10 protein-coding genes are annotated in these 14,149 nt (G+C 72.3%); 6 read left to right on the top strand and 4 right to left on the bottom strand.

The window, feature by feature from the left end:
- The first annotated feature begins 355 nt into the window (after positions 1–355).
- From ACFYXM_RS33390 to ACFYXM_RS33380, 3 genes are all read left to right on the top strand, one after another.
- Entirely contained in the window at positions 356–1,837 is a 1,482-nt protein-coding gene (locus tag ACFYXM_RS33390) for a glycosyltransferase (protein WP_389295129.1), read from the top strand.
- A 121-nt stretch (positions 1,838–1,958) separates the two neighbouring features.
- Positions 1,959–3,608, top strand: coding sequence for a DUF6056 family protein (locus ACFYXM_RS33385; protein ID WP_389295127.1), 1,650 nt, complete (start codon positions 1,959–1,961; stop codon positions 3,606–3,608).
- Between the two features lie 207 nt (positions 3,609–3,815).
- Positions 3,816–4,595 carry a phosphatase gene (locus tag ACFYXM_RS33380; RefSeq protein WP_389295125.1) on the top strand — a complete coding sequence of 260 codons (780 nt, stop codon included), beginning with the start codon at positions 3,816–3,818 and terminating at the stop codon, positions 4,593–4,595.
- Positions 4,596–4,796: 201 nt separating this feature from the next.
- Here the strand turns inward: ACFYXM_RS33380 and ACFYXM_RS33375 are convergent, their stop codons facing one another.
- On the bottom strand, positions 4,797–5,714 hold the full coding sequence (locus tag ACFYXM_RS33375) for an acyl-CoA thioesterase II (protein WP_351519036.1): 918 nt from the start codon (positions 5,712–5,714) through the stop codon (positions 4,797–4,799).
- An 18-nt stretch (positions 5,715–5,732) separates the two neighbouring features.
- The gene (locus ACFYXM_RS33370) at positions 5,733–6,890 is read right to left on the bottom strand and encodes an acyl-CoA dehydrogenase family protein (RefSeq protein WP_389295123.1); all 1,158 of its coding nucleotides are present in this window, start codon (positions 6,888–6,890) and stop codon (positions 5,733–5,735) included.
- A gap of 561 nt (positions 6,891–7,451) precedes the next feature.
- Here ACFYXM_RS33370 and ACFYXM_RS33365 point away from each other — a divergent pair.
- Entirely contained in the window at positions 7,452–8,801 is a 1,350-nt protein-coding gene (locus ACFYXM_RS33365; protein WP_389295121.1) for a lanthionine synthetase LanC family protein, read from the top strand.
- A gap of 93 nt (positions 8,802–8,894) precedes the next feature.
- Here the strand turns inward: ACFYXM_RS33365 and ACFYXM_RS33360 are convergent, their stop codons facing one another.
- The gene (locus ACFYXM_RS33360; protein WP_389295119.1) at positions 8,895–10,367 is read right to left on the bottom strand and encodes a PucR family transcriptional regulator; all 1,473 of its coding nucleotides are present in this window, start codon (positions 10,365–10,367) and stop codon (positions 8,895–8,897) included.
- Between the two features lie 335 nt (positions 10,368–10,702).
- Here ACFYXM_RS33360 and speB point away from each other — a divergent pair, with 335 nt between their 5' ends.
- Together speB and ACFYXM_RS33350 are read left to right on the top strand one after the other, a co-directional pair.
- Positions 10,703–11,671 carry an agmatinase gene (gene speB, locus ACFYXM_RS33355; protein ID WP_389295117.1) on the top strand — a complete coding sequence of 323 codons (969 nt, stop codon included), beginning with the start codon at positions 10,703–10,705 and terminating at the stop codon, positions 11,669–11,671.
- Positions 11,668–13,353 carry a thiamine pyrophosphate-binding protein gene (locus ACFYXM_RS33350; RefSeq protein ID WP_389295116.1) on the top strand — a complete coding sequence of 562 codons (1,686 nt, stop codon included), beginning with the start codon at positions 11,668–11,670 and terminating at the stop codon, positions 13,351–13,353. The genes speB and ACFYXM_RS33350 overlap by 4 nt, the downstream gene beginning before the upstream one ends.
- 97 nt (positions 13,354–13,450) lie before the next feature.
- Here the strand turns inward: ACFYXM_RS33350 and ACFYXM_RS33345 are convergent, their stop codons facing one another.
- A complete protein-coding gene (locus tag ACFYXM_RS33345; protein WP_389295115.1) occupies positions 13,451–13,831 on the bottom strand; it encodes a hypothetical protein in 381 nt (126 codons plus the stop codon).
- Positions 13,832–14,149: the final 318 nt, after the last annotated feature.

Below are 14,149 nucleotides of genomic sequence, written 5' to 3'. Positions count from 1 at the left end.
CGTCCGCATACTGGATGTATGCGGACGTTCCGACAACGCGGCGAGGTGCCGCAGCTGTCGTCGCGCGCCCGCCAGGGATTACGGGACAGCCCTTATTGCTCCCCAGGTCGTCAGGGCTGTCTTCGAGCTGCCGCCTGCCGTGCGACGCCGCTGCTCCGGCGGCAGGGGGGACATGCGTGGGCGGGGCCGTGCTTCCGGCTCCGGGTCGCCCTGAATATATGAATTGATGCGGTGGCGCGGAGGTCATTCCTCAAATTCCCTTTCCTTTTTCTTCGCGGGCTCCGTCGATCAGGTGTTGCGATGACCGCCAGGCATATGGTTTGAGCTGTCCCGCCACGCCTGATGGGAAATTTGAATGAAAACATGTCAGGTTTCGGTCGTTGTCCCCTGTTTCAATGAGGACGAGGTGATCGACGCATTTCATCGTGCGCTGGTCTGCGCCCTCGACTCGACCCGTCGGACCTTCGAGATCTGTTACGTCGACGACGGCAGCAGCGATCGCACCAGACTCAGGATCGGCTCGCTCGCCACCGCCGACCGGCGGGTCCGCTACACCTCCTTCAGCCGCAATTTCGGCAAGGAGGCGGCCATGCTCGCGGGGCTGCGCATGTCCCGCGGCGACTCCGTCGTCCTCATGGACGCCGACCTCCAGCACCCGCCCGACCTGCTGCCCCGCATGCTGGAACTACGGCGCTGCGGCTACGACCAGGTCGTCGCACGACGGGACCGTACCGGGGAGGGCGCCCTGCGCACCCTCCTCAGCTCCGCCTACTACAAGGCCATGGGCCGGTGCATGGACGTCGAGGTCGTGGACGGGGAGGGCGATTTCAGGCTGCTGTCGCGCGACGCCGTGAACGCCGTGCTCGCGATGCCCGAGACGAACCGGTTCTCCAAGGGGATCTTCTCCTGGATCGGCTTCGACACGGTCAGCTTCACCTACCGGAACATGCAGCGTGCGGCGGGATGTTCGAAGTGGGGCGGCAGACGGCTGTTCAACTACGGGGTCGACGGGCTGATCTCGTTCAACAGCCGCCCGCTGCGCCTGGCCATCCACGCCGGTCTCGCGCTCGCGCTCACGGCATTCGGATACGCCCTGTGGATCATCGCCGAGGTGGCCCTGCACGGCGTCGTCGTGCCCGGCTACACCACCCTGCTGACCACCGTCGTCGCCCTCGGCGGAATCCAGCTCGCGACGCTCGGCGTCATCGGTGAATACGTGGGGCGCATCTACTGCGAGACGAAACGCCGTCCGCACTACGTGGTGCGTGAAACGAACGACACGGCGAGGACGAGGGCACTCCCGCCGGTCGAAGGACGGCGGACGGAGGGCCGCCCGGGGCCGCCGGCCCCCGCGGTCGAACGATCACGTGCGCGGCCGTCCGGGGCGACCGCGATCGGCGCGTCCGGATTCCGTACGATGCGCCAGTTCATCGCATTCGTGGCGATCGGCTTCATCAATACGGCGGTATATCTGGCGGCGTACGCCTCGCTGAACAATTGGATTCCCTATCTGGCCGCGCATGTCATCGGATACCTGATCAGCGTTCTGGGCTCGTTTCTGCTCAACTCGTACATCACCTGCCGGACGAAGCCGACCTGGCAGGCCCTCTTCCGGTATCCGCTGTCGAGCGTCGTCAATCTCGTACTCACCGGGACACTGCTCTACATCGGCGTGAGCCGTCTGGGCCTGGGCAAGAACGTCGCCGCACTCGCCGCGGGAATCCTCGCCACGCCCTTCTCGTTCCTCCTCGCCCGCTGGGCCATCGGCACCGGCGCGGACCTGACCCGTCGACGTACCGCACCGGCCGGGAACCGCGCCGGGCGCACCGCGCCCTGATCCCCCGCGCCGTCCGCGAACCCCGAGGCGCACCACACACAGCCACACGCATCGCGACACAGACGCGTGTGGTGACACAGACACGTATGGCGTGAGCCCCGTACGGAAGGTCCCAGCGCACATGGCCGCGGAAACGCCGAAGACCACCGACGACGAGCGACAAAGGGGCGGGGGCCCGATCCGCCCGGACGACGACGCGGAGGCCGCCCCGGATGCCGGGACCGCCCCGGACTCCGACCGTACGGGCCGGTGCGTGACGAACCGGATCCCGGTGCGGGCGCTGCCGCTGCTCGCCCTCCTGCCGCTCGCCCTGCTCGGCCTGGCCTTCTGGATCGGCCGCCTGGTCCGTCCGGGGGCGGACGACTGGTGCTTCCTCCCGGTCGTGCGCGACGAGGGCGCCGCCGGGATGATCGCGAAGTTCTACCTCCAGGACAACGGACGGGTCGCCAACTCGCTGCTCGTCGTCGCGTACGGAGCCTTCGGCGTCGCCGGACACCAGTGGTTCGCCCTGGTCAGCGGGGTGGTCATGCTGGGCGTCCTCTGGGCGCTGGTCGCCTCCGCGCTCGGCAGGGCCCGGCTGACCGCGCCCCGCGGCCTCGTCCTGCTGGTGGCGGCGATGGCCACGGCCGTGTTCCTCCTGGCCACGTCGAACACGTACAAGGTGTTCTACTGGCCCGCCTCCTCCGTCTCGCACACCGTTTCACCGGTCCTGGCCTGCGCCGCCGTGATTCCGCTGCTGCGGGCGCGGACCCGCCGGGGGCGGGGTCTCGCGCTGGGCGTCGCGCTCGTGGCCGGGGTCTTCATCGGCACGTTGTCGGAGGAGACCGCGGTCGTCGTCCTCGTCCTTCTCGCGGCCGTCCTGCTGCTCAGTCACCGGGCGGTTCCGGGGCCCGCCCGGACCCGTACCCGCGTATGGTGCGGGGTCGCCGTCGCCGGGGTCGTGATCGGGGCGGCCATCCTGTACCTCTCACCGGGCGCGCGCACCCGCCGCGAACGGTTCGGTGCCGACTCCACCACCATCCTCGGCCCACAGGCGCTGGGCGACGCGCTGCGGTCCTTCGGCGACATCCTGGGAACGGTCCTCACGACGTGGCAGTACCTGGGGGCGGTCGCGGCCGGCGTGCTGCTGGGACTGCTGGTACGACGCGACGGACGGGGGGCGGAGGAACGGGAGAGGGGCGGGCAGGGGGCGGGGGATGCGTGGCCGGACGGGCCGCTGGGACGCCGCCCCCTCGTCCTCCTGCTCGTCGGCTTCCTCGCCTTCCTGATCGCCGGATACCTCTGCACCGTCGTCGCCCTCCCCGCCTTCGGGGGGAACGTGGCGAACGCGCCCCGCGTCTGGGGCGACTTCCTGCTGCTGTACGTGCTGCTCCTGGTGTGCGCCGGAGCCTTGCTGGGGCGTGCGCTGCTGGGGCGTGCACGGCGCTCCCGCCGACGGGCTACGGGGGCGCGCACGGCTACGGGGGTGCGCACGGTGACGGTGTCGGCGGCGGTCGCGGCGGCCCTGTGCGCGCTGACCTGCGTCGGGCTCGCCGTCCCGCTGTTCCGGCTGGAACAGCAGATGGACGTACGCGCCCAGCGCTGGGACCGCCAGGACCGTTCACTGCGGGAGGGAGCGGCGCGCGGGGCCCGAGTGCTGCCGTACACACCGGTGTCGGTCAGCGGGATGGGGGAGCCGTTCGGCGGCAACGGGAAGAGGCTGTGGCCGGGGCAGTGCGTCGCCCGGTACTACCACCTGGAGAAGATCACGTACTCGACGCGGCTTCCCTGAGCGCCTTCCCCGAGCGCGGCTCCCCGGAGCCCGGGGCGCGGCTGCCCGGAGCCCGGGAGTCCGGCCGACGCCCGGTCCGGCGGGTGAGGACGGGGGTGGCAGGGGCCGACGCAGGAGAGCGGAGAAGAGCGGAGAAGAGCGGAGGGGGACGGCCCTGTCACAGCAAGAGCCCGGCACACTGCGCACACCTGACGGCACAATGGGTTCATGCCGATACCCAGACGTGCCGCCCTCGTCGAACACCTCGTCCGTACGCGCATCGCCGGGGACGTCGCCACACCCCGCGACAACAATCTCTCCCACTACCGCAAGCTCGCCAACGGCGACCGTCACTACTGGCTGGGACTGGAACTCGGCGACCGGTGGTGCGACGAGCAGGATGTGCTGGCCGTGATGGCCGAGCGCTGCGGGGTCAGCGACGACCCGGAGCACCGGTTCGGGCAGGACACCATCGACCCGGAGCTGACCGTCGCCGCCCTGGAGCGGATGGCGGCGCGGCTGCGGAAGGCGGCGGAGGCTTCGGAACGGGTGCTGTTCGCGACCGGGCACCCGGGAGGTCTTCTCGACGTGCACCGGCAGACCGCGCAGGCGCTGCGGGCCGCCGGATGCGAGATCGTACGGATTCCGTCGGGGCTGGTGGCCGACGAGGGCATGGTGTTCCAGTTCGCGGACGTCGCGGTGCAGGAGCGCGGCGCGACGCTCTGGCACACCCATTCGCCCGCCCCGATGGCCGCGATCCTGGACGGTCTGGAACGGGAGGGCCGCCCGCTGCCCGACCTGGTGGTGGCCGACCACGGCTGGGCGGGGTGCGCGGGGCAGCGGGGGCTGGACGCGGTGGGGTACGCGGACTGCAACGACCCGGCGCTGTTCCTCGGAGAGGCGGAGGGGACGCTCCAGGTGGTCGTGCCGCTGGACGACCACGTGCTGGATCCCCGCTTCTACGACCCGCTCACGGACTACCTCCTGGACGCGGCAGGACTGCTCTGAACCGGGCGCCGGGCGGGAGCGCGACGCTTCCGGTGCCGGTCCGGCCCGTCCCCCGGCCGGTGGAACGATCGGGGCAGCGGCCGTTGCGGGGCGGGGCACGGGGCGGTACGGGCGGCATCGAGCCGCCGCACGGTGGCGGCCGCACGCCGACCCGGTGGCGGCACGGGCCGACGCCGGGGTCGGCCCGTGCCCATGTCCCGGTCACCGAGGTACGCGGACCACGCCCTCCTGGATCACCGTGATCGCGAGCCGGCCGTCCCGCGTGTAGATACGGGCCTGGCCGAGGCCGCGGCCGCCGGACGCGGACGGCGACTCCTGGTCGTACAGCAGCCACTCGTCGGCCCGGAACGGCCGGTGGAACCACATGGCGTGGTCCAGGCTCGCCCCGACCACGTCACCGACCGCCCAGCCCCCGCGCCCGTGCGCGAGCAGTACCGAGTCCAGCAGCGTCATGTCGGAGACGTACGTCGCCATGCAGACGTGCAGCAGCGGGTCGTCGTCGAGCTTGCCGTTGGTGCGGAACCACACCTGCGAGCGGGGCTCGCGAGGCTGCCCGACCGTGGCGAACGGCGGCTCGTCCACGTACCGGAGATCGACCGCGGCACGCGCCTCGATCAGCCGGTCCACCACCCCCGGGTCGCTGAAGCGGTCCGCGTACCGGGGCAGCATCTCCTCGGCCGTCGGCAGTGTCTCCGGGTCCGGGGCGGGCAGCATCGGAGCCTGGTGCTCCAGCCCCTCCTCGTACCTCTGGAACGACGCCGAGAGGTGGAAGATCGGCTGCCCGTGCTGGACGGCGACAACTCGGCGGGTGGTGAAGGAACGCCCGTCCCGGATGCGGTCGACGTCGTAGACGATCGGCGCGCCGGGATCGCCCGGCCGCAGGAAGTACGCGTGCAGGGAATGGGCGGCCGGGACCGCGAGCCCCTGACCGGAGGACGGGTCGGAACCGCTTGTTCCGTCGCCGGGGACGGTACGGCCCGCGGCGACCAGGGCCTGGGCCGCGACCTGGCCGCCGAAGACCCGGGGGATGACCGCCGAGCGGCTCGTGCCCCGGAAGATGTCCCGCTCGATCTGCTCCAGGTCGAGCAGATCGAGCAGGGAGTCGAGTGCCGTGCTCATCGAAGGAACGCGCCCGTCCTACAGGCCCATCGACTTGGCGATGATCGACTTCATGACCTCGTTGGTGCCGCCGTAGATGCGGTTGACCCGGTTGTCCGCGTAGAGGCGGGCGATCGGGTACTCGTTCATGTAGCCGTAGCCGCCGTGGAGCTGGAGGCAGCGGTCGATGACGCGGTGCGCGACCTCGGTGCAGAACAGCTTGGCGGACGCGGCCTCGGCGGCGGTCAGCTCACCGGCGTCCAAGGCCTCCAGTGCGCGGTCGGCGACGGCCTCGGCGGCGTCCACCTCGGCCTGGCAGGCGGCCAGTTCGAACTTGGTGTTCTGGAAGGACGCGACCGGCTTGCCGAAGACCGTGCGCTCCTGCACGTACTGCTTGGCGAACGCGACGGCGGCCTTGGCCTGCGCGTACGCGCCGTAGGCGATGCCCCAGCGCTCGGACGGCAGGTTCTGGCCGAGGTAGTAGAAGCCCTTGTTCTCCTCGCCGAGAAGGTCCGCAGTGGGCACCTTCACGTCGACGAACGCCAGCTCGGCGGTGTCGGACGTGCGCAGGCCGAGCTTGTCGAGCTTGCGGCCGATGGAGTAGCCCTCGGACTTGGCGTCGACGGCGAACAGGGAGATGCCGAAGCGGCGGTCCTCGGCGGTCGGCGCGGAGGTCCGGGCGCAGACGATCACGCGGTCGGCATGGACACCGCCCGTGATGAACGTCTTGGACCCGTTGAGCACGTAGTGCGTGCCGTCGTCCGAGAGCTTGGCGGTGGTCTTCATGCCCGCGAGGTCGGAGCCGGTGCCCGGCTCGGTCATCGCGAGGGCCCACATCTCCTCACCGGAGACGAACTTCGGCAGGTAGCGCTTCTTCTGGTCCTCGGCGGCCAGCATCTTGATGTACGGCAGGGCGAGCAGCACGTGCACACCGGAACCGCCGAAGTTGACGCCCGCGCGGGCGGTCTCCTCGTACTGGATGGCCTCGAACTTGTGCGTCTCCAGACCGGCGCCGCCGAACTCCTCCGGCACGTTGATGCCGAACAGGCCCAGCTCGGCGAGCTTGCCGTAGAGCTCGCGCGGCACGATGCCCTGCTGGAACCACTCGTCGTAGTGGGGGACGACCTCGGCCTCGATGAAGGCGCGTATGGTCTCCCGGAACGCCTCGTGGTCCTCGTCGAATACCGTACGGCGCACGGGTGCCTCCTTGATCATCTGCGGGCGGGTTCGGCCGGCCCCGGTTGGCTTCGGTCCGCTGTGAGCCGGGCTCCTGCCGGACTGGCTAAGCGCTTGCTCAGATAATGTCAGAAGTTACCCGGCGGTCACTGCCGCTGTCCAGGGCCGTCCGTCCGGGACCGGTGGTCGGCGCCCGGATCCGCGAGCCAGGCGGCCCCGAGGGCCGAGCGGACCGCGTCACACCTGTCCGTCGCACGGCGAGCGGTCCGAACTCTTCGGCTCGTTGTCGGGCGCCTCCGGCTCGCGCGACGGCGCGAACGGCTGCGTGCTGCTCGCGAGCTGCGCCTCGCGCACAACCGTCCAAAATACGAATAATTGCAATATCTCTTTCAGTCGGTACCGAAGCGGGAAACTGGCTGGACGACAACGTCGCCCTGCCGTGACCGATCCACGAGACACGGAGTCCTGCGCCGGCGGCTCCGCATCCGGACATCAGCATCCGGACATCAGCTGTCCACTGTTGAGTTGAACGGAGTCACCGGACCCGACCCGTTCCGGGTGGCTCCTCGACGAGGAGTTCCGATGCACCCAGGCAGCCAGGCCCCGCCGCACCGCGCGGCGTCCGATACCGCCGTGTCCGGCACCGCCCCGCTCGACAGCGTCGTGCTCGACATCGCCGTCCGACTTCTCGACGACTTCTGCGGGGCCGGGCGCGCGACTCCCGATCCCGGCATTCCCGTACTGGCCCGCCTCGTGGCGGAGACGTGCGGTCCGGCGGGGCCGAGCGCCGGCTGTGCGGCGGGGCCGGGCGCGGGACGGGCGGCGGGGGCGAGTGCCGAGCGCGCGGTGGAGGCGTGGGCGCGGTCCATCGGTCACGGGCCCGGTCATTGCGGCCTGTACGACGGCGGGCTGGCCGGGACACTGGCCGGGCTGAGGCTCGGCGCCCATATCCACCCGTCCCTGCACCGGGCCGCCGACAGACTCCGCGACCACCTGCTGGACCAGGCATGGAGACGCCCATGGCGGACCGTGGACGTCGGGCTGTGCGACTACGACCTCGTCGGCGGGCCGTCCGGCACCCTGCTGGCGCTGTGCGTCGGCACGCCGCAGCCGAAGCGCAGCCAACTCATGCCGTTCACCGCGCACTTGACGGAGCTGTGCGACAGCGGCGACCTGTACCGGCTGCGTGTCGGGCAGTACCCCGGCCATCCGCGCCTGGGCTGGTTGCAGGGCCGGGTCAACACGGGGATGGGCCACGGCGTCGCCGGGCTCGTCACCGCACTCGCCGCCGCCGTCCGCCACGTGGGCCCGTGGCCCGAGCTGCTGGACGCCCTGCGCGGTGCCACTCGTTGGCTGGTGCGGCAGTCGTTCGACGACGCCCGGTCCGTCCGGAGCTGGGACGGCGCCGGACTCGACGGCCCGCCGCCCGCGGGTGTCCGGGCCCGTCAGGCGTGGTGCTGCGGAAACCCCGGTGTCACCTGGGCCCTCTGGGACGCGGCGGACGCACTGGGCGACCGGAGTCTGGCCGACTGGGCGGCGGACGCGTTCACCACCCTCGCGGAGCGGTACGACGAGGAGGTCCACCTCGTCGGCGCCCTCCTGGCCGACCGGCTCTGGCTGTGCCACGGCGCGGCGGGCGTGCTCGTGGTGGCCGACGCGTTCCACCGGCACGCCCGCCTCCCGGCCGCCACCGTGCTGCGCTCCCGGATGGCGGAGTACCTGGTGCGGCGGCTTCCCGCCGCCCTCACCGCGCCCGCTCCGACCTCTGCGGTCGCTTCCGCCCCCGTGCTCGCCTCGGCCTCCGGTGCCTCCCGGACCTCGGGCGCATCACGGACCTCCTTGCTCGTCGGCGCCCCGGGGGCCCTGAGCGCCCTGCTCACCGTCGTCCACGACGCCCCGCGCGACTGGTTGCCCTGCCTCGGCCTGCGGTGACGGAACGGGCGATTCGCGCCCGGGGGTCACGGCGTCCGCTCGCGTACGGCGTGCGCGGGGTCCGAGCCCGTACAGGTTCCCGTGCGCGGCCGTTCAGCGCGTCCGCAGGGCGAACCACAGCTCCGTCCGTACGTCCATGTCGTCCAGGTCCGCGTCCAGCAGCGCCGCGCAACGGGCGATGCGCTGGCGGACCGTGTTGCGGTGGACCCGGAGGGCCGTCGCGGTGCGGTCCCAGCTGCCGTGCAGGCTCAGCCAGCAGCGCAGGGTCTCGGCCAGTGGTTCGGTGAGCGGGGCGAGGAGCGCGCGGGCGTGCGCCTCGGCCCGGTCCGGCGGGACCAGTGCGGCCAGGCCGGAACCGGTGCCGGCGCGGTGACGGACCAGCGGGGCGCGGGTCGCCGCCGCACGGCCCAGGGCGCGGGACGCCTGCCCGTCGGCGGTTTCGAGAGCGGCGATCGCGGCGGGGGCGGAGGCGCCGAGCGTCCAGCCCGGCTGCGGGGCGATCCGCGCGTCGCCGGGGACCAGCACCCGCACGGCGTCACGGCCCCGGCCCGCGTCGACCAGGGCCGAGCCGAACGCGGCGCCCAGCGCTCCCGCCGTGAGCGGGTCGACGGGGCCGTCGTCGGCGCGGCGGGCGTGCACCACCGTCCACTCCTCGGTGGCGCCGAGAAGCGGTGCCACCTCCTCCGGGGCCGCGCCCAGCAGCAGCCGCACCAGGGCGGCTGACCGGCCCGCCGCGTCGGCGCCCTGGTGCGGGGCGGCCAGCAACGACAGCAGCACGACCGCGACCCCGGCCACGGTGTGATCGCCCGCCGCGCGCCGCTCCGTCGCCAGCGCCAGGACCAGGCCCTGGCCTCCGCCCAGCGCGTACGCGGACAAGTGCGCCCCGCGCACGGTGTCGGTGGCGGACGCGGGCGCGGGGCGCGTGGTGGTGGACACCACCCGGATGAGCCGGGTCAGGGCCTCGCCGACGTCGGGGGCCGGGCGGCGGCCCGCCGCATGCAGCTCCTCGCCGTCGGCGGAGAGCAGCACCGCCCGGCCCTCCAACTGCGCCGCCAGCTGATGCAGTACCGCCGGAACGGGGTCCGGGCGGGCCGCCGCCGAGGCCAGCGCCTGCTGGGCGCGGGTCACCCGGCGCAGTTCACGGTGCCGGGCCTCGGCCATCAGCCGCCACACCGCCCGCGCGATCGCCGTGAACCGGGTCCGAGGCGGCACCTCCACCAGCGGCAGCCCGTGCCGGTCGCACGCCTCGATCAGCGCCCCCGGAACCGTGTCGAACACCGGCGTCACCCCGAATCCCAGCGCTGCCGCTCCCGCCTCCACCAGCCGGGACACGTACGCGTCCGGGTCCTTGAGCAGCACCCCGGCGCTCAGCAGCAGCTCCCCGCCGAGCAGATACGGGTACGGATCGGCCATCTCCGAGGTGTGCACCCACAACAGCTCCGCCTCGGCCGGCCCCGCGATCCGGCGCAGCCCGAGTTCCGCACGGGCCAGCAGCTCCGTGAGCGGAATCGGGGGAGTGGGCGGCGGAGTGACCCCGTCCGGGGCCTGCGACACGGCCTGCGACATGGACGAACCATCCATCGAATACGGTGATGATGGATAAAACGTACACTTCACCGCCGTGCGCGGGCCACCTACCGTCGTTCCCACGCACGCCTGCGTACGGCACGCACGACCGTGCACCGGTGGTACGCGTCGTCCGCCCGAAAGGCGTCGCGGGCCGGACGGGACTTTCGAACACACGCCCTAGGCGGACAGGGCGCACGACGTGACGCATGACGGGGCGCGCCACCGCGTACGCCGTGTGCCGCCACCCGCCCCCGCCGCCGGGCGGCGAGTGCGTGCGAACACGAGACCCGAGACCCGAGATACGAGACACGAGCCACAGGAAGGCCCCCGCCATGAGCAGCAACGAAACGCCGCGCGGTCCCGTCGATTCCTCCCGCGTCCCCCGGTACGCAGGCCCCGCGACGTTCGCCCGGCTGCCCCGCCTCGACGAGGTCCGCGCCGCCGATGTCGCCGTCGTCGGCGTGCCCTTCGACACGGGGGTCTCCTACCGCCCGGGTGCCCGCTTCGGCGGCAACGCGATCCGTGAGGCGTCGCGCCTCCTGCGCCCGTACAATCCGGCGCAGGACGCCTCGCCGTTCGCGCTCGCGCAGGTCGCCGACGCCGGTGACATCGCCGTGAACCCGTTCGACATCAACGAGGCCGTCGAGACGATCGAGTCCGCCGCCGACGACCTCCTCTCCACCGGCGCCCGGCTGATGACGCTCGGCGGCGACCACACCATCGCGCTGCCGCTGCTGCGTTCCGTCGCGAAGAAGCACGGCCCGGTCGCGCTGCTGCACTTCGATGCCCACCTCGACACCTGGGACACCTACTTCGGCGCCGAGTACACCCATGGCACCCCGTTCCGCCGGGCCGTCGAGGAGGGCATCCTCGACACCTCCGCGCTGTCCCACGTCGGCACGCGCGGCCCGCTCTACGGCAAGCAGGACCTGGACGACGACGCGAAGATGGGCTTCGGCATCGTGACCTCCGCCGATGTGATGCGGCGGGGCGTCGACGAGGTCACCGACCAGCTCCGTCAGCGCATCGGCGACCGGCCGTTGTACATCTCCATCGACATCGACGTACTGGACCCGGCGCACGCCCCCGGCACCGGCACCCCCGAGGCCGGTGGCCTCACCTCGCGCGAACTCCTCGAAATCGTCCGGGGACTGGCCTCCTGCAACCTGGTCTCCGCCGACCTGGTCGAAGTCGCCCCCGCGTACGACCACGCCGAGATCACGTCCGTCGCCGCCTCCCACACGGCGTACGAACTGACCACGGTCATGTCCCGCCAGATCGCACAAGCCCGCGCGAAGTGAGCCACGGCCACCACGACGAGCGGCCGAGGCACGGCCCCGAGCAGATCGCGGCCGCCCTGGCCCCTCCGCCCGGGCGCAACGGGGGCGACCTCGTCGTCGAGACCCTCCAGGGTCTCGGTGCCACCACCGTCTTCGGCCTGCCCGGACAGCATGCGCTGGGCCTGTTCGACGCGCTGCGCCGCTCGTCCCTGACGTATGTCGGGCTGCGCGTCGAGAACAACGCGGGCTTCGCCGCCGACGCGTACGGGCGGATCACCGGCGAGGCGGCGCCCCTGCTGCTCTCCACCGGGCCGGGCGCCCTCACCTCGCTGGCCGCGCTCCAGGAGGCGGCGGCGGCCTCCGCGCCCGTGCTGGCGATCGCCGCCCAGGTCCCGGTCGCGGGCCTGGGCGGCGGGCGTCATGGCTACCTTCACGAACTGCGTGACCAGCAGACGTCGTTCCGTGACATCGTGAAGTCGGTCCACACCGTGCGTACGGCCTCGCAGATTCCGTCGGCGATCGCGGCGGCCTGGGAGTCCGCGCTGAGCGCCCCGCACGGGCCGGTCTGGGTGGAGATCTCGCAGGACGTGCTCCTCGCCGAGACCGTCCTGCCCGTCGTCACGTCGATGGACGCCACCCCGCGCACGCCGCACGCCCGCCCCGAACTGATCTCCGTGGCCGCCGAGTTGCTGGCGAAGGCCGAACGTCCCGCGGTCGTCGCGGGCGGCGGGGTCGTGCGTTCGGACGCCTCCGGCAAGTTGCTCGCGCTGGCGGAACGGCTCGACGCTCCCGTCGTCACCACCTTCGGCGGCAAGGGTGCCTTCCCCTGGGAGCACCCGCTGTCCCTCCAGTCCTGGCTGGAGGACCGGCACACGACCGACTTCCTGGAATCCGCCGACGTGCTGCTGGTCGTCGGCTCCGGGCTGGGTGAACTCTCCTCGAACTACCACACGTTCAGCCCGCGCGGCCGGGTGATCCAGATCGAGGCCGACGCCGGGAAGCTGGAGGCCAACCATCCCGCGCTCGGTGTCCACGCGGATGCCCGCGAGGCCCTGTCCGACCTGCTGGAGTCGGTCGGCCGCCGTGAGGACCCGTCGGCCGCGGACCGCGTCCGCACGGTGCTCGAAGCGGTACGGGACCGGCTCGCCGGACAGGAACTCGCCCTGGAACAGGGGCTCCTGGCCGCCGTCCGGCAGGCCCTGCCCGACACGTCCCCCAGTTTCTGGGACATGACGATCCTCGCCTACTGGGCGTGGTCGGCGTTCGACGCCCGCCACCCGAACACGATGCACTCGGCGCAGGGCGCGGGCGGTCTCGGCTACGGACTTCCGGCCGCCCTCGGCGCGGCGGTCGCCGACCCCACCAAGCCGGTCCTGGCGGTGTCCGGCGACGGCGGTGCGATGTACTCGATCGCGGAACTGGCCACGGCCCGCCAGTACGACCTCCCGGTCACCTGGCTGATCGTCGACGACGGCGGCTACGGCATCCTGCGCGAGTACATGAAGGACGCCTTCGGCGAGGCCGCGGCGACCGAACTCTCCCGCCCGGACTTCGTCGCCCTCGCCGAGTCCTTCGGCGTCCCGGCGATCCGTACGAACCCCGGGACGCTGGCCGCCGACCTGGCGAAGTCCCTTGCGGAGCCGGGCCCTTCGGTGGTCGTGCTGCCCGCCCGGCTGAGGATGTTCGAGCCGACGCACCTGTGAGGGGCGGGCGGCAGGGGCCGGCGCGGCCCGGTGTCCGAAGGGGTGGTGCGGCCCGGTGACCGGATGGCTCGGGGGCCCGGCGCGGCCCGGTGGCCGTTCACGGCGCGACGGCTGCTCCGGCGGCGCCCGTGATCTTCTGGATGGCTTCGAGCCCCGCCTCCCGGCCGCGGAGGAACTCCTGCTGCTGGTCCGGGTTGAGGGAGCCCGGCAGATCCTTGGCGGAGGGCATCAGGTCCGGGATCGTCCGGAAGACGGCGCCGGCCGCGGCGCCATTGCCCCGCATCCGGGCCCAGTGCAGCGACTTGCCGACCGTGTGCAGCGGTGTGGTCATCTCCGTGCGGGGCCTCTTCGAGGCCCTGAGCCTGGTGTTCTCGCGGCTCAGCGCACGGAAGTCGATGTCGCCCAGTCGCTGGAGCACCTCCAGGGCGGCGTACAGCCGCCCGCACAGTTGGGCGTCGGTGGGCCGGTCGTCCGACATGCTCTCTCCCCGTTCCGTCGGCGGAAGCACATTCCTACCCCGGCCCGCCGTGCGGGCAACACGGGCGCGCCGGACTCAACAGTCCAGGGGGAACGCCACGTGAATCAGCCCGGTACGACCCGAATACCGCGTCGGGCGCTCGCCGTCGCGCTCGGCGCCGCGTCGCCCGCCGCCGCGGCCATGCCGGCATCAACACCATCCAGGCCGTCGCCCGCGCCGTCCACCAGGACCTGAACCCGGCCGTCGCCGCGAAGCAGACCACCACCATCGCCCCGCCCGCCGGCCCGCAGGAAGCGGTTCCCGCGGTGCCGGAGGCTC

Source organism: Streptomyces sp. NPDC002476 (assembly GCF_042889785.1).
GTDB lineage: Bacteria > Actinomycetota > Actinomycetes > Streptomycetales > Streptomycetaceae > Streptomyces.
The sequence above is the reverse complement of the archived record's forward strand: the minus strand, read 5'-3'. Positions and strand labels throughout refer to the sequence as shown.